Origin of the sequence: Vibrio sp. ZF57 (assembly GCF_001691235.1) — a bacterium.
Classification (GTDB): Bacteria; Pseudomonadota; Gammaproteobacteria; order Enterobacterales; family Vibrionaceae; genus Vibrio; species Vibrio crassostreae_C.
The window spans coordinates 1-16,557 of the sequence record NZ_MAKD01000116.1; the positions used below are offsets into that span (position 1 = coordinate 1).

The following is a 16,557-nucleotide window of genomic DNA, read 5'->3' on the forward strand; positions in this document are numbered from 1 at the left end:
ATGCAGCGGATTGCAAATCCGTGGACCTCGGTTCGACTCCGGGAGGCGCCTCCACTATTCAAAGTTGAAAGGCCAGCAGAAATGCTGGCCTTTTTGCTATCTGAAATTCTAAACCCTCATGCTATGTTCAAACTTCCACGTATGCTCTCTAATCAGTAGCACCACTAGGAACAAGCTATATCAGATCACTTTTGTGCCGGTCTTTTCCTTATGTAAACCTATCATTTGCTAAACAACCAACAGCATCTGTTAACCAATTGCGCCGTTTGTGAGTGGAATGAGTGGGGAATGGAAAAGGGCGACTGTCTTTTGCGTCATTAAATTCTTCATATTTATACATAGTTGCTCATGATCCTGTAACGCTTTCATGAGTTATTACACTTATTATGACCACAAATGAAAATGATTGTCATTTACTTGTGTTACTGCTAACCTATTGTGAAACTTTACAACATCTTATCTACTGCACGAAAGTGTATATAAAACCCCGCTAAACCTTATTAAACCTACGGTTATTCGTTTGCTTCGTATGATAAATCAGCAGATCTACCTCTTTTGTCCTACCCCTTTAGGGTAGTTCGATTTCGTAATTGATTTACATCATATTTTCATTTTCTTTCATAATTCATTATTCGCTCAGTTAAGAAATATATAACCTTCAGGAATTCTTATGAGCAAGATGAAGCTAGTCGTAATCGGTAACGGGATGGTCGGCCATCGCTATATCGAAGATTTAGTCGAGAAGACAGACGTTGCTAACATGGACATCACAGTCTTCTGTGAAGAGCCTCGCGTAGCCTATGATCGTGTACACCTTTCTTCTTACTTTTCACACCATACTGCGGACGAACTTTCTTTAGTTAAAGAAGGCTTCTACGAGAAACACGGCATCAACATGCTGATCGGTGAGCGTGCTATTAACGTTAACCGTGAAAAGAAAACAGTTTACTCAAGTACTGGTCGTGAAATTCAATACGACAAGCTAATCCTTGCTACAGGTTCATACCCATTCGTTCCGCCAATCAAAGGTAACGAAGGTAAAGACTGTTTCGTTTACCGCACAATCGAAGACTTGAAAGCTATCGAAGCAACCGCTAAGAATTCTAAATCTGGTGTGGTTGTTGGTGGTGGTTTGCTTGGTCTTGAAGCTGCAGGCGCACTAAAAGCTCTTGGTGTAACCACGCACGTTGTTGAGTTTGCTCCAAAGCTAATGGCTGAGCAGCTTGACCAAGCGGGTGGTAACCAACTTCGTCAAAAAATCGAACGTATGGGCGTTAACGTACATACAAGTAAGAACACGCTTGAGATTGCTCCTGAAGGCACTGAAGCTCGTAACGTAATGCGCTTTGCAGACGGTACTGAGCTAGAAACTGATTTCATCGTATTCTCTGCTGGTATTCGCCCACAAGACAAACTTGCTCGTCAAATGGGGCTGGGTATTGCACCACGTGGCGGTATCGAGATTAATGATCACTGTCAAACGACAGACAAAGACATCTACGCAATCGGTGAGTGTGCGTCTTGGAACCAAACGTTCTACGGCCTAGTGGCTCCTGGTTACAAAATGGCAACGGTAGCGGTTGACCACGTTGTTGGTAACGAAAGCACATTTGAAGGTGCTGACATGTCTGCGAAGCTTAAGCTTTTGGGCGTGAAAGTAGGCTCTATCGGCGATGCGAACGGTCGTACTCCTGGCTGTAAGAGCTACGTTTACCAAAACGAAGAACAAGAAGTTTACAAGCGTCTAATCGTTTCTGAAGACAACAAGAAGCTGCTTGGTGCAGTAATGGTTGGTGACACGTCTGACTACGGTGATCTTCTACAGCTTATGCTGAACGAAATCGACCTACCAGAACACCCAGATGCATTGATTCTTCCTGCTCATGCTGGTGCTGAAAAGCCAACACTTGGCGCGGATTCTCTTCCTGAGTCTGCTGTTATCTGTTCTTGTTTCGATGTGACTAAAGGCAAGATCGCTCAAGCGGTTGCTGAAGGTCACCACACAATCGGTGATATCAAAGCAGTAACAGGCGCAGGTACTGGTTGTGGTGGTTGTATTCCACTAGTGACTTCAGTACTAAACGCTGAACTTGCTAAAGCTGGTGTTGAAGTGAAGAACGACGTGTGTGAGCACTTTGCATACTCTCGCCAAGAGCTTTTCCACCTAATTCGCATCGAAGAAATCAAAACGTTCGATGAGCTATTAGAGAAATACGGTAAAGGCTACGGCTGTGAAGTATGTAAGCCTCTAGCAGGTTCTATCCTTGCTTCTTGCTGGGGTGAACACATCCTTAAGCCTGAATTAGTGAAGCTGCACGATACCAACGACAACTTCCTAGGTAACATGCAAAAAGACGGTACTTACTCTGTAATCCCTCGTATGGCGGGTGGTGAAGTAACACCTCAAGCACTAAGCGTACTTGCTGATGTTGCTGCAGAATACAACCTGTACACCAAGATCACTGGTGCACAACGTATCGGCCTGTTCGGTGCTCAGAAAGATGACTTACCAGCTATCTGGAAGAAGTTAATCGCTGCGGGTTACGAAACGGGTCAAGCTTACGCAAAAGCACTTCGTATGGCTAAGACATGTGTAGGTTCTACTTGGTGTCGCTACGGCGTTCAAGATTCAGTTGGCCTAGGCGTGATGATCGAGAACCGTTACAAAGGCATTCGTACTCCTCATAAGATGAAGTTTGGTGTGTCTGGATGTACTCGTGAGTGTGCTGAAGCTCAAGGTAAAGACTTAGGTATCATCGCAACTGACGCAGGCTGGAACATGTATGTATGTGGTAACGGTGGTATGAAGCCTCGCCACGCAGACTTACTGGCAAGCGACCTAGACCAAGAAACGCTAATCAAGTACATCGACCGTTTCATGATGTTCTACATCCGCACGGCTGCGCCACTACAACGTACTTCGGTATGGATGGACAACCTAGAAGGTGGTGTTGATTACCTACGTGAAGTGATTGTAGACAACAAGCTTGGTATCAATGACCAACTTGAAACTGACATTGCTGGCCTAGTTGATAACTTCGCTTGTGAATGGACAGATACAATCAACGACGAAGCTCAACTTAAGCGCTTTGCACACTTCATCAATGCTGATGACCGCGATGATAACGTTGTGTTTGTTGAAGATGGTCGTGAACAACACCGTCCTGCGACATTCACTGAGAAACACCCTGAAGCCATTACTTCAAAGCATCAGGGCGACATCATTCACGTAGAATCTGTTTAATTGGGAGACGACATCATGGCATTTACCAAAGTTTGTAAGATCGAAGACATTATCCCAGGTACAGGTGTTTGTGCGTTGGTTAGTGGTGAGCAAGTGGCTATCTTCCGCCCAACTGAGGCTGAAGAAGTATTCGCGATTAGCAACACAGACCCTTACTTCCAGTCAAACGTGTTATCACGTGGCTTGATTGTTGAGCACAAAGAAGAGCTTTGGGTAGCAAGCCCACTTAAGAAGCAACGCTTTAACCTAGCAACAGGTGTGTGCATGGAAGACGAGAACTTCAACGTGAAAGCGTACAAAGCTCGTGTTGCCAAAGGCGCTGTAGAAATCTCTGCTTAATCTTCGGATGAGTAAGATTTGATAGTTCAAGGGTTCTAGTTCTCGATATTGCCTTAACTCGGCAACTAGAGCCTTTTCCTATCCAATTTTAACTTTTAATTTAAACTTTTTAAGGACAACCTTATGTCTCCTGATTACAAACCAGCTGAATTCGTTCAAACGATGATTGATGTGGGTGAAGCGAAAACGAAAACAAGTACTCGCGATCTTCTGATTCGAAGCACTATGGCTGGTATCATCCTTTCTCTAGCGGTTGTTGTTGCTATTACAGCAATGGTTCAAACCGGTATTGGCCTTGTTGGCGCACTTGTGTTCCCAGTTGGCTTCGTCATTCTAAGTGTAATGGGTTATGACCTAGTAACTGGCGTATTCGGCCTTGCACCTTTAGCGAAATTCGACAACCGCCCAGGTATTACTTGGGGTCGTATCCTACGTTGTTGGGGTATTGTTGGTCTTGGTAACCTTATCGGTTCTTTGATTGTTGCTTTCCTTGTTGCAGTATCACTAACGGGTAACTTCTCTTTAGAACCAAACGCTGTTGCTCAAAAGTTCATTGCTGTTTCTACAGGTCGTAGCCTAGGTTTTGAAAACATGGGTATGGACGGATGGATCACGTGTTTCGTACGCGGTATCTTCTGTAACCTTATGGTATGTCTAGGTGTGATTGGCAACATGACTGCACGCACAGTATCTGGCCGTGTAGCAATGATGTGGTTCCCAATCTTCATCTTCTTCGCACTCGTATTTGAGCACACAGTAGTAAACATGTTCCTATTCCCACTAGGTATGATTCTTGGCGCTGATTTTGGTATCGCGACATGGTTGAACTTCAACCTTATCCCAACAATCCTAGGTAACATCGTTGGTGGTCTATTAATGACGTGTGTTCCTCTATACCTAACTCATGCTAAAACAGCTCCTTCTCTAGGCGCTAAGTAATTAGATAGTTCTAGGTTAATGAGCAACTAATAATGTGTGTTAAGCCCCAAGCTGTTGATTTGGGGCTTTTTTGATCTTAACACTCTCTACTTTGATAACCGTGCACCTAAGGCGAGCAATGTGTGCTTGATGATGGTGAAAATGTCAGGGTTTTCCAACGTAATAGATTGTTTTGTTATATAAACTTCTATCTTGATTAGAATTAATCGTAAAGTTTTATGGCAACAACTGATAGTCTAAGAAGTAGGGATATTGGTGATTCATACAACGATGAATCGTCATACAGAATTAAGCTTGAAATATAACAAGCTAACTTTCGGAGCAAAGCATGTCAGAAGTATCGCCATCGAATGTTAAAACAGGAAACACAGGATTTGTTTCATTAGTAGGTGCAGGTCCGGGCGACCCAGACTTACTTACGTTAAAAGCGGCACGAGTGATTCAACAAGCAGACGTGTTGGTTTATGACCGTTTGGTATCAAAAGATATTTTGGAGATGGCTAATCCAGAAGCAGAAATGTTGTATGTGGGCAAAAAGCTCGATCATCACTGCGTACCGCAAGATCAGATCAACCAACTATTAGTGACCAAAGCTCAAGAGAACAAACACGTAGTGCGTCTAAAAGGTGGTGACTCGTTTATCTTTGGTCGTGGTGGTGAAGAGTGTGAAACGTTAGCTGAGAATGACGTGAGATTTGAAGTGATTCCGGGCATCACAGCTGCTGCCGGAGCAACGGCTTATGCGGGCATTCCGTTGACGCACCGTGATCATGCACAAAGCGTGCAGTTTATTACAGGTCACTTGAAGAAAGATGGCGAAGATATTGACTGGCAATCTCTTGCTCAGCACAACCATACCATCGTGTTTTACATGGGCTTGAAAGAGAGTCCGAACATTCAGAAGAATCTACTCGATAATGGTATGCGAGCTGACATGCCAGTTGCGATCATCGAAAACGGTACACGCCAAGAACAAAAGGTGTTTAGAGGTGGGTTACGTGATTTAGCTGACCTTGCGAGCGTCGCAAAGAGCCCAGCGCTGATTGTTGTAGGCAGCGTGGCTCAGCTCCATGAAAAACTTGCTTGGTTTAACAAACAAGCTTGATCGTTTGACCTTCTAATTGGATCTCTAAGCCACTACTGAGTCCATCAAGAATCAAATACTGCAGCGGCTGCCTTGTCGCTGCATTTCTTGTTGGCGCATCGGCATTTCGTCAATGATATTGGTGATCTGTTTCCAATCTGTTTTGCCACTCCATCGGTGCTTCTCTTTCCCGTCTTTACCAATCAAAACAGCGGTATGTGATCCTTTCGGGATCTCGTAAATACTGGTGACTGCTTCTAAGTTAAACTCTTCTTCTAACCAAGTTGGGACTGTGTAACCACTCTCAGCAATAACCATAATGACGACATCTCGTTCGTCCAATTGACAGTTATTGAGCAACACTTCATTCAGAAACTCTTTAACGATTGAATCTTCCTTTGGAGCGAAATAAATCACACTGCGGTGTGGCAAAGGCTTTGAGTGAGAATAAGCGGGGTAGGCGAGTACTGAATTGATGGTTAAGCTCATGATTATTACCGTGCTGATGGTCAGTAGTTTAAGCAAACTAAACCAGCTACCAGAGTTTGATGGTTGATTTAAAGTTTGCATCGCTTTGGTTGTGTCGATGCTTACGATCGAATTGTGTGTTTGTCGGTGCAGCATTGCCAACCTCCCTTTAAAAACTCTAAGCCTGAGTACGATTTGAACGCTACGTAAAGAAGAAGGTGAAGATCAGAACCACCTAAGAAACGCTCAAAACAAATCCACTTACAATAAGCATAGTTAGGATTACGTAAAGACACTTAGCTTTACGCTAAAGATATTAGATTTACGTTAACGATAGCTGGCAGGTTCATTTTTATTGAGTAAAGCGACTCGCATTTTACAATTGAATAGAATAGGGTATACGGAAAATCTAAAGGTATGAATTTATGGAAAACATAGCAATTTTGGTCGACGTTCAGAACGTTTACTACACGACGCGCGACAAATACCGTTCTAACTTCGACTATAACCAGTTTTGGTATGTTGCCACGGAAGGGCGTAACGTTATTGCAGCTAATGCTTACGCAATCTCAAGCCAAGATCCAAAGCAGCGTCAATTTCATCATATCCTTCGTGGTGTGGGCTTTAATGTGAAGTTAAAGCCGTTTATTCAGCGTCGAGATGGCAGTGCAAAAGGCGATTGGGATGTGGGTATTGCGTTAGACGCGATAGAACTTGCTGAGACGGTTGATACGATTGTTTTGGTATCAGGAGACGGTGATTTCGAAATCCTTGTAGAGCGAATCAAAGAGCGCTTTGGCAAGCCTGTTGAAGTGTATGGTGTTCCCGGGTTAACTGCTCAAAATCTTATCGATTCTGCATCAAAATTTGTACCGATTGAAAAAGATTTTCTTCTATAGAGGAAATCGGGCACTTTATAATTGAAATCAATAATAACGATAATTAGAATGCAAACAGTTCTTATTTATCGGTATGTGTAATGTCTCGCGTTTTAGTTGTTGATGATGATATTCAGTTGTGTGAATTACTGGGTGAAGTGTTAGAAAATGAGGGGTATCACGTTGATACTGTTCATTGCGGTGAATCCGCGCTTGAGTTTATTCAATCTCACCCTGTCGATTTGGTTCTACTCGATGTAATGCTTCCGAACCTAAGCGGCATTCAAGTAGCAAGACGTATTTGTCAGCGTTTTGCTACTCCCATTCTTATGCTAACCGCGCTTAACGACGATGCCTCAATGCTCGATGGCTACCAAGCAGGCGCCGACCAGTACATCGCTAAACCTTTCAATGTTCCTGAACTCTTAACCCGTATTAAGGTGATCTTGCGCCGAGTGGGTTTTGAACGCCAAAGACAATCTTTAGCTTCCTCTAATCACGGCTTGTGTGAACAACTCTCTCGTTTGCCATTAACTGGCACTGAAAAAGACTTGCTTGATTATTTGGTCAAAAATGACGGTATTGTCGTCTCAAAATCTGATCTGCAAATCCATGTACTCAAGAAAGAATTGTGTCCCTTCGATCGTAATTTAGATATGCATATCAGCAATATACGTAGAAAGCTCGTTCAGGCAGGTTTGTCTAAACAACATATAAAAACCGTTCGTGGTAAAGGTTACAGTTACCTAGAGTCGGTCGGAGCATGAGTAAAAAACTGCTGCGTTGCCCTGATTTTATTGCTAAGCGTAAAGACGGACTCACTTTCCAACTGTTCAGTTACCTGACCGTCATTTTGGTGAGTATTTTGATCCTGCAAGGTGTCGCTGAAAGAGCCTTGATGAAAGCGCTGCTTAAAGTCCCAGAATCGGTAAAAGCGGAAATGCTCGACCTTGCTTACCAAGCGAATGTGTTGATCGAAGAAGGGGACATGGATGAACTCGCGGACTGGGGTAATGCTCAGCAGTATTATCTGTTCGTAATTGATAAAGACAATCGTCCGATCACACATCGTCACATGCACCCACATTTTGAATTTAAGCTCAAATACTTAAGAACGTTAGATCACCAACTTAGTGATCGAGTGAGTAAGCCGATCTTCGGCCTACCACTGGATAACGGTAAAACACTGGTTATCCAACTACCGCACCAGTTTCATCCCGCAAAATCTTTTGCGCCATATTCCTATATGCTTAAAGCATTGATTGCATTGGTCGTATTGTCTCTGTTCTCGATTATCATGGCCAAAAGCCTGCAGCAGCCGTTGGATCGATTGAGAGAAGCGAGCCGCAGACTGGCTCAAGGAGACTTCACTGTTAGTGTGGTGTCGGAGCTAAATTCCACCACGCGGGAGTTCAACGAGCTTGCCCACGATTTTGATCATATGACCTTTGAAATTAAATCTCTGGCTGAAAAGCAACGTCGTTTGATTCGTGATGTGTCACACGAGTTAAGAACGCCATTAGCAAGGCAAAACCTCGCTCTGCACCTGCTGCGCAGCAAGGTTGATGATAAAAGCATTGGTTTGCTAGAACGAATGGAAAATGAAACAGAAGAGATGAATAAGCTGGTGGGTGAGATACTTGAATTTAGCCGCTTAGAAACCTCTCGCTATGATTCCAAGTTAAGCTTAATGCACCTTGAGCACTATTGTTCAATGTTGATCGCGCAGATGCAAAACGATTTAAAACCGAATCAAACTTTGATTGGCTCTCTAGAGACACCGACCTCAATGGTTAACGTTGATGAGAGGCTGCTGCTTCGAGTGATTGGTAACTTGGTCGGGAATGCCATTAAATACGCGGGTGAGAACGCTCATGTTGTCGTGACGACATACGAACAGGTCACAGATAAACGTTACAGTGTCATATGTGTAGAAGATGACGGTGATGGCATTCCTCATAACAAGATTGCAGGTATATTCGACCCGTTTACACGAATAGAATCAGCCCGAGACAAACAGTCTGGCGGTTACGGTCTAGGCCTTGCGATTGTTAAAGAAGCGATGGGTGTGATGAATGGACATGTAAACGCTGAGAATAGAGAAGGTGGGGGGCTGAGAGTGAACTTGATGTTCCCAATCGGTGATTAGCTTTCTTTATTGAGAAGAACGCTAAATAGATAATTGACCCAACTCAGTTGTAATGACTTAAGCGATACCCAATAAAAAACGCCACTGCATCTGCAGTGGCGTTTTTCTTTATGCGCTTTGGTATGGGCTAGGCGTAGCCATTAATTACGCCTGAGCTTGAAGACAAGAGCATAAGATAAGCGAGATTATGCCTGTTGGCGAGCTAGCTTAACTTCTTCTTCTTTCTCACCTGCTGCTGGGTCGTTGAAGCGAGACTCGTCTAGAGCGCCTTCAGACTTAGCAACGATGATAGATACGGCACTATCACCTGTGATGTTTACAGCGGTACGAATCATATCAAGAAGGCGGTCAACACCCATGATTAGAGCAATACCTTCAAGCGGTAGACCAACTTGGTTCAATACCATCGCTAGCATAACAAGACCAACACCAGGGACACCTGCAGTACCAACAGACGCCAGTGTCGCCGTTAGGATAACCATTAGGTAATCACCCATTGAAAGGTCGATGTTGTACGCTTGCGCGATAAACGCCGTCGCAACACCTTGCATGATTGCAGTGCCGTCCATGTTCACAGTTGCACCTAGTGGTACTGTGAAAGAAGCGACTTTGTTGTCTACGCCCATACGGTTCTTAGCCGTTTCCATAGTTACTGGAATTGTTGCGTTCGAAGATGCTGTTGAGAATGCAAACATGATTGCATCTTCCATCTTACGTAGGAACGTAATCGGACTAAGACCTGTGAATCCTTTAAGCATCGCACTGTAAGTCACCAAGCCATGCAACAGCAGGGTACCAGCAAGCACTAAGAAGTATTCTGCTAGGTTCCAAATTGCACCTAAGCCAAGGCCAGAGAACAGTTTCGCCATCAAGAAGAATACGCCGTAAGGAGCAAGGTTCATTAGTAGCGCAACTAGCTTCATGATCACTTCGTTTAGATCAGAGAAAACTGCAGCGATACGTTCACCGGGTTTGCCCGCTGCACTGATTGCGATACCAAACAACACTGCAAATACGATAACTTGTAACGTTTTGCCCTCAGCCATCGCCTGAATAGGGTTGGTTGGGAACATGTCGATGATTACTTGGCCCAGAGAAGGGGCATCCGCTGATTTGAAAGAGCTCGCAGCAGTAAGATCCGCACCAGCTCCAGGTTGGAACAGGTTACCGATAGTTAATGCTAGAGTGATGGCAACGGCAGTAGTACCGATATAAAGTGCAAGCGTTTTGCCACCCATACGGCCAAGAGTTGATAAGTCTTTAAGAGAACTTGTACCGCACACTAGTGAAACGAAGACTAGAGGCACAACAAGCATTTTTAAACTGGCGACAAAGATTTGTCCGCCCACTTCAAAGAGTCCGTTAACGATGTAGTTGTTAACAAATCCGTTGTCTGCAAAAAGGGATTGAATGGCGAATCCCGTTAATATACCTACGACCATACCGAGGATTACTCGACCAGTCAGAGACATAGGTTTCTTGGTATTCATTTAGAACACTCCTTATTATTTATAACTTTGATACCTTTTCAAAGTGAGCAGGAGATTAGCAGTCGGATAATCAATTCGAAAAACAAAAAATGAGTTTGGAATTATAGATGTGATCAAAATCACTGATAATTGTGTAAATTAAACAAATAAAAACAAAATAATTCACTATTTATTTACATTTATCGAGGCTTTTATACATAAAAACATCGTTTCAAAGGTAGTAAATAAGATAGAAGGTTTTCTTATCGGTTTTGGGGTTGGATTGATGGAGCAAATAACCTTGTAATAAAGTGTTGTGCACTTATTTGTGAATGAATCATTAAGTCAGAGGATCAAATGATGTGTTGAACGACAATTTCTGGTGGAGAGGACAAAGTCTTTCTAAGCGCTTTACAAAACTTTACGAATGCAAAGAATGTAAATTTAATGCAAATGGTAATAATTATCACTTATATTCACCTCCGAAATGACTCAGTGGTACCGGAAACGGGACAACAACGGACACAACAAAATAAAAAGTGTTCGAATAAAAGAATAAATCGGAGTAAAGGACATGTTTTCAAAGAGCCCATTGGCTTTAGTGATCGGCGCGGTACTAGCTTCACCGGCAGTACTGGCAGAAACAGTAAAAACAGATGAACATATGGTTGTTGAAGGTCGAGATTACGGCTACAAAGCCGACACGAACACAACAGCAATGCGCATGGAGGCGACTCAATTAGAGACTCCGGGACAAGTTTCAGTAATTGATGAGCAAATCATCGATGAACAGCGTGCAACAACCTTAGGTGACGTTCTTAAGAATGACGCGAGTGTAAGTGCTGGTGGTACTAGTCGTAACCGTGAGCGTTTTTCTCTGCGTGGTTTCTCGGTAGAGAGCTCTTCAGGCTTCCTGAAAAATGGCCAACAACACTGGTCTCACTACCGCCAACCAATCGAACTGCTAGAGCGTGTTGAAGTACTAAAAGGACCTTCTGGTCTTCTTTACGGTATTTCTGCACCAGGTGGTTTGATCAACATGGTAAGCAAAAAGCCAACTTACGATACGCAAGTAAGTGTTAGCCAAGATATTGGTTCTAATGACCATTCTCGTACAACGGTAGACGTAAGTGGCGCTTTGAACGACGCTGAAACTCTACGTGGTCGCGCGATTCTATCTAAAGAAAGCTACGGCTCTTGGAGAACTTATGGTGACGGAACTGAACCACAAACAGAACGTTTTGTTGGTGGTGTATTCGTTGATTACGATGTAACTGAAGACGTGACAGTTTCTGTTCATTACGACAAAACTAACGACGAAGGTAGCGTAGATTCTGGCGCTTTATACACGCTAGACGGCAACCGAGTAGGTAGCGACAAGCACATCTGGGATGCACAGTGGTCACAGATCGAGAATGATGTTGAGAACGTTGGTTTTGATATTGCTGCTAATCTAACTGATACATGGTCAGTGAAAACAGGTTTCAACTACCAAGATTTCGAACGTATCGATATGGAAAGCTACCCAAGCTTTTCAAATATGAACCCTGACGGTACGGGTACCGTTACTCAAGGCGGTAACTACCGTCATGACAAATGGCGTTTTAGAACGGCTTACGTAGATCTAACGACAACCGCCGATCTTGCGGGCACAGAACACCAATTACTATTCGGTGCTAACTGGTTAGGTTACAGCTACTACCGTGGTATGGATCGCTTCAGCAGCGCTGAATACGTACCAGATGCAACAGTACCAGCGCCGTCAGTGGGTCCAACATCGCTAGGTAAGATGAGTACTTACGATACTTGGGGCTTCTACATCCAAGATTTGATTACTATTAATGATGAATGGCAAGTTCTTGCGGGTGCTCGTTTCGACCGTAAAGTAAGTGATGGCGTAGCAGAAGAAAATGTAGCGCCTAAGCTTGGCCTGATTTACCACCCAGCATCAAACGGTAGTATCTACGCTTCTTACTCTGAAAGTTTCGAACCACAAGGTGTTGTGTCTAGCGGAAGCCGCAACTACACCAACGATGGCGAACTTCTTGACGCAGCAACGGGCGTGTCTTACGAAGTCGGTACTAAGTGGGAACTGATGGACGAACGTCTATTCGTTTCTGGTGCGGTATTCGATATTACCCAAGAAAACATTTCAATGGATGTAGAAGACACTTCATCAGGCGATTGGACGAAGACACAAGGTGGCGAACAAGTTCACCGTGGTGCTGAGTTAGCAGCGCAAGGCTTTATCTCCGAAAAATTCTCTATGTCTGGTTCTGCAATGTACTTAGATGCTGAAATCACGAACCATGAAACGTATGAAGGTAACCGTCCAGTAGACGTACCTGAGTTTGCAGCAAGCGTTTGGTCTACCTATGCAGCAACAAACGAAGTTGATGTGAACCTGGGTCTTATCTACGAAGGTTCTCGTTACGGCGATAGCGCGAACACACTCAAGAAAGACGGCTACGCACGTGTAGATATGGGTGCTGCATACACGCTTAAGTACGACGATTCTCTTGATTTCGTAGCGCGTCTAACAGTCGAGAACGTATTTGATAAAGAATACCTAGCGGGTGGCGGTTCAACATCTTCAAACCACCAATTTGCTGAAGACGTAGTAATCGGCGAAGGCCGTAACTACATGGCGACTTTACAGGTAAAATACTAATTTGTTAGTAGGGTACTATTGTTAGCCTAAATACTAAGGGGAAAGTTTCGGCTTTCTCCTTTCGTGATTCTGCTATTCAGTAAAATATCCCTAGTAATGCGAGTGACTTTTAATGATAATGAGAGTGCTTATCAATAATAGTATTTATCAATAAAATGTATTTGACCTTCTTCTATAGTAAATGACTACAATTATGAATCTTTTAAAAACTAGCCTAGCGCTTGCCATCAGTTTGGTTGCAACGTCTTCTATGGCAAACAGCTTGGATCAAGCTCAATCAATTCAAAACAAGACCAATAACGCGTCGGCTTCGAGCCAAAAGGTTATTGATAAAAGCTCACAAGCGACTTTAATGCTGCAAGCTGAGATTGAGCGTCTGCAAGAAGAAGTTAAAAACCTAGAAATCTATCACGATCACCTTGCTGCATTAGTTGAGAGCCAAAACCAAGAAGCTCAAAGCATTGAAGAGCAGATCGAAGAAATCAAATACACACGCCAAGGTGTTGTGCCATTGATGTATCAAATGATCGATGGTCTTGAACAGTTGGTAGAGAAAGACGTGCCGATTAAGAAAGAACAGCGTCTAGAAAGAGTAGAAAAGCTTCAATCAATGATGACTCGTGCAGACGTAAGTGATGCTGAGAAATACCGTCGTATCCTAGAGGCATACCAAATCGAGATGGACTACGGCATTAAGTTGGGTGTTTACCAAGGTCGTGTCGCATTGGCGAGTGATAAAACAATCGAGGCAGATGTTCTGCACCTAGGTCGTATCTCTTTGGTTGCTCGTAATCTAAATGGCAGCCAATACTGGGCTTGGAATCAAACAGAAGCTCAATGGCAAGAACTTGATTCTTCTATGAAGTCAGAGCTAGATAAAGCGTACGATATTGCTGGCCAACAAGCTGCCCCAAGCTTGATTACTTTACCTGTTTCTTTAACTGTTGCGGAGGTTAAGTAATGAACTTAAAACCATTAGCAGCATTGCTTTGCATTACATCACTTTCATTTTCTGCTTTCTCAGCTTCAGACTCAACGGCTCAGCTAGTTAATAAAGCAAAATCAGAGAGTCGAACTCAAGCTTCTCACAACGTAGTGCGTGAAGCTGATTTCAAAAAGACAGAACAAGAACTGAAAGCGATCAAAGCTCAGCTTGAAGCGAAGCGTACGTCTATCCAAGGTGCGACAGATGTTCTGACTCAAACGTTCAGTGATAACGAAAACAAGCTTGCTCGCTTAGAAGAGAAGCTGCGTTTAGAAACCGGTAGCTTAGGCGAGCTGTTCGGTGTCGTTCGTCAAAACGCAAAAGAACTCGGCGCAGAGCTTAGCTCAACCGTGAATAGTGTTGATCGTGCTGAACACACTGCAACTGTTGATCAAATCATTGATGCTAAATCACTGCCTTCAATGCCACAGCTGACCGGTTTGTGGATGAGCATGGTTGAACAGATCCAAGCGAGTTCTGAGCTTAGCAAATCTCAAATTGCATTCATTAATGGTGAAGGCAATACAAACAAGGTTGACGCTTACCGACTAGGTTCGATTGGTCTTGTGACAGAGCAAGGCTATGTTAGCTGGAACACTCAGCGTGAAGATGCGATCGCTTACCTTAAGCAACCACAAAATGGTCCAACGTTAGCGTCACTTTCTTCGTTAGCGAATGGTGAAGTATCTAACGTGGTTGTCGATCCTTCTCGCGGGTTTATGCTAGAGCAATTAGCACTTACGCCAAGTTTAACTGACCGTCTACAAGCGGGTGGTGTGGTTGGTAAAGTGATTCTTGGCCTACTAGCTATTGGTCTAATCATCGCATTAGTTCGTGGTGTCTCTCTTGCTATCGCACGCCAGAAAATTCGCGCGCAACTTAAGAACCCTGAGCAAGCGGGTGATAACCCACTAGGTCGTGTTCTTGCGATGTACAACAAGGAACAAAACCAAACGGTTGAAGCGTTAGAGTTGCGACTTTTAGAAGCGGTAGTTGATGAGCAGACTCACCTAGAGAAAGGTCTATCGATGCTTAAGCTATTGGCGGCACTAGCACCAATGTTGGGCCTTTTAGGTACAGTAACCGGCATGATCGAAACGTTCCAAGTGATCACACAGTTTGGTAATGGCGACCCTAAAGTAATGGCGGGTGGTATTTCTATGGCGCTTGTCACTACGGTACTTGGTCTGGTTGCGGCAATGCCTCTTCTACTGGCACACAACATTCTTAGCACTCAAGCAGAAAACATTCGCAATATTCTTGAGAAACAAGGTATTGGTCTTGTTGCTGAGCAGGCAGAAAAGACGGTTGAATCAAAAGCTGTGGTTTCACCAGTTGGGACTGCTGCGTAATGGATATTTTGTCGGGTTCTCTATTACCAGCGAGTTGGTTAACGAGTGACTGGCTGCTGTCTTTATCAAGCTTTATGGAGCAGGGCGGTTTCGTCCTGTGGTGGCTAGCGGCCGTCGTCCTAGTTTATTGGGTGCTTGTAGTCGAACGTGTGCTTTATCTTGCGTTCTACTTTCCAAAGCAGCGCCAAGCTTGGATTACTAAGTGGCATGAAAGAGAAGATCACTCTTCTTGGCATGCCAAAGCCATTCGTGAAGGTTGGTTAGGGCAAGCGAGTATCTTGCTTAACCAGAACTTGAATTTTATTAAGCTGTTAGTCGCTATTTGCCCGATGTTGGGCTTGCTAGGCACTGTAACCGGTATGATCTCTGTTTTTGATGTTATGGCGACACAAGGCAGCAGTGACCCTAAATTGATGGCTTCAGGTATCTCGTTAGCAACACTGCCAACCATGGCAGGCATGGTTGCAGCGTTAGCGGGCATGTTTGTTCACGCTCGCTTAGCGAAAGTGTGTAACCGCTTAGAATTGAAATTAGAAAAATCTTTAAGGAGTCAACGATGAGACTCGGTCGACGTCATTCTAAAAACGAAGAGGCTCAAATAGACCTTACTTCGATGCTTGATATTGTCTTTATCATGCTTATTTTCTTTATTGTGACCAGTTCATTTGTTCGTGAATCAGGGGTGGAAGTCAATCGCCCACAAGCTTCTAACGTAGTAAGCCAAAAGGATGCAGGCATCTTTGTTGCGATTACTTCTGCAAACGACATTTTCATCGATAAACGTGTTGTTGATGTTGAACGTGTTCAAGCGACGTTAGAGCATTTATTGCTAGAACAACCTGATGCTTCTTTGGTCATTCAAGCGGATGAACACGCTTACAACGGAACCGTTGTTAAAGTGATGGACGCCGCTAAAGGTGCGGGTGTTAAAAACATTGCGCTTGCTGCTGAAAAGCGATGATCTTGGAGGATCTTCATA

At 43.8% G+C, this 16,557-nt stretch carries 14 protein-coding genes; 12 read left to right on the forward strand and 2 right to left on the reverse strand.

Features of this window, described 5'->3' with window-relative positions:
• Positions 1 to 670: 670 nt before the first annotated feature.
• The 4 genes from nirB (at position 671) to cobA (ending at position 5,627) form a co-directional block, all read left to right on the forward strand.
• Entirely contained in the window at positions 671 to 3,244 is a 2,574-nt protein-coding gene (gene nirB, locus A6D97_RS17765; protein WP_017062560.1) for a nitrite reductase large subunit NirB, read from the forward strand.
• Between the two features lie 15 nt (positions 3,245 to 3,259).
• Positions 3,260 to 3,583, forward strand: coding sequence for a nitrite reductase small subunit NirD (nirD, locus tag A6D97_RS17770; protein ID WP_017062559.1), 324 nt, complete (start codon positions 3,260 to 3,262; stop codon positions 3,581 to 3,583).
• A 123-nt stretch (positions 3,584 to 3,706) separates the two neighbouring features.
• Positions 3,707 to 4,522 carry a formate/nitrite transporter family protein gene (locus A6D97_RS17775; RefSeq protein WP_017062558.1) on the forward strand — a complete coding sequence of 272 codons (816 nt, stop codon included), beginning with the start codon at positions 3,707 to 3,709 and terminating at the stop codon, positions 4,520 to 4,522.
• A gap of 328 nt (positions 4,523 to 4,850) precedes the next feature.
• Positions 4,851 to 5,627 carry a uroporphyrinogen-III C-methyltransferase gene (cobA, locus tag A6D97_RS17780; protein ID WP_017069122.1) on the forward strand — a complete coding sequence of 259 codons (777 nt, stop codon included), beginning with the start codon at positions 4,851 to 4,853 and terminating at the stop codon, positions 5,625 to 5,627.
• A 51-nt stretch (positions 5,628 to 5,678) separates the two neighbouring features.
• Here the strand turns inward: cobA and A6D97_RS17785 are convergent, their stop codons facing one another.
• Positions 5,679 to 6,176, reverse strand: coding sequence for a DUF4174 domain-containing protein (locus A6D97_RS17785; RefSeq protein ID WP_050546503.1), 498 nt, complete (start codon positions 6,174 to 6,176; stop codon positions 5,679 to 5,681).
• A 323-nt stretch (positions 6,177 to 6,499) separates the two neighbouring features.
• Between A6D97_RS17785 and A6D97_RS17790 the strand changes: the two genes are divergently transcribed.
• The 3 genes from A6D97_RS17790 to A6D97_RS17800 all read left to right on the forward strand — a co-directional run bounded on the left by A6D97_RS17790 (position 6,500) and on the right by A6D97_RS17800 (position 9,101).
• Entirely contained in the window at positions 6,500 to 6,973 is a 474-nt protein-coding gene (locus A6D97_RS17790) for an NYN domain-containing protein (protein WP_010429860.1), read from the forward strand.
• An 80-nt stretch (positions 6,974 to 7,053) separates the two neighbouring features.
• Positions 7,054 to 7,719, forward strand: coding sequence for a response regulator transcription factor (locus A6D97_RS17795; RefSeq protein ID WP_017062555.1), 666 nt, complete (start codon positions 7,054 to 7,056; stop codon positions 7,717 to 7,719).
• Positions 7,716 to 9,101, forward strand: a complete 1,386-nt coding sequence (locus A6D97_RS17800; RefSeq protein ID WP_065584931.1) for a sensor histidine kinase — start codon at positions 7,716 to 7,718, stop codon at positions 9,099 to 9,101. Before A6D97_RS17795 ends, A6D97_RS17800 begins: the two co-directional genes overlap by 4 nt.
• Positions 9,102 to 9,286: 185 nt before the next feature.
• Here the strand turns inward: A6D97_RS17800 and A6D97_RS17805 are convergent, their stop codons facing one another.
• The gene (locus A6D97_RS17805; RefSeq protein WP_017062553.1) at positions 9,287 to 10,591 is read right to left on the reverse strand and encodes a dicarboxylate/amino acid:cation symporter; all 1,305 of its coding nucleotides are present in this window, start codon (positions 10,589 to 10,591) and stop codon (positions 9,287 to 9,289) included.
• Between the two features lie 553 nt (positions 10,592 to 11,144).
• Here A6D97_RS17805 and A6D97_RS17810 point away from each other — a divergent pair.
• The 5 genes from A6D97_RS17810 to A6D97_RS17830 all read left to right on the forward strand — a co-directional run bounded on the left by A6D97_RS17810 (position 11,145) and on the right by A6D97_RS17830 (position 16,539).
• Complete coding sequence (locus A6D97_RS17810) at positions 11,145 to 13,241, forward strand: TonB-dependent siderophore receptor (protein ID WP_065584932.1); 2,097 nt, start codon at positions 11,145 to 11,147, stop codon at positions 13,239 to 13,241.
• A gap of 193 nt (positions 13,242 to 13,434) precedes the next feature.
• Positions 13,435 to 14,202: a DUF3450 domain-containing protein gene (locus A6D97_RS17815; protein ID WP_065584933.1), complete on the forward strand. Its 768-nt coding sequence runs from the start codon at positions 13,435 to 13,437 to the stop codon at positions 14,200 to 14,202.
• Positions 14,202 to 15,578, forward strand: a complete 1,377-nt coding sequence (locus tag A6D97_RS17820; RefSeq protein ID WP_065584934.1) for a MotA/TolQ/ExbB proton channel family protein — start codon at positions 14,202 to 14,204, stop codon at positions 15,576 to 15,578. Before A6D97_RS17815 ends, A6D97_RS17820 begins: the two co-directional genes overlap by 1 nt.
• Positions 15,578 to 16,138 (forward strand): MotA/TolQ/ExbB proton channel family protein, encoded by a 561-nt coding sequence (locus A6D97_RS17825; protein ID WP_004731144.1) that lies wholly within the window; start codon positions 15,578 to 15,580, stop codon positions 16,136 to 16,138. Before A6D97_RS17820 ends, A6D97_RS17825 begins: the two co-directional genes overlap by 1 nt.
• Positions 16,135 to 16,539, forward strand: a complete 405-nt coding sequence (locus tag A6D97_RS17830; RefSeq protein WP_004731145.1) for a biopolymer transporter ExbD — start codon at positions 16,135 to 16,137, stop codon at positions 16,537 to 16,539. The genes A6D97_RS17825 and A6D97_RS17830 overlap by 4 nt, the downstream gene beginning before the upstream one ends.
• The last annotated feature ends 18 nt before the right edge of the window (positions 16,540 to 16,557 follow it).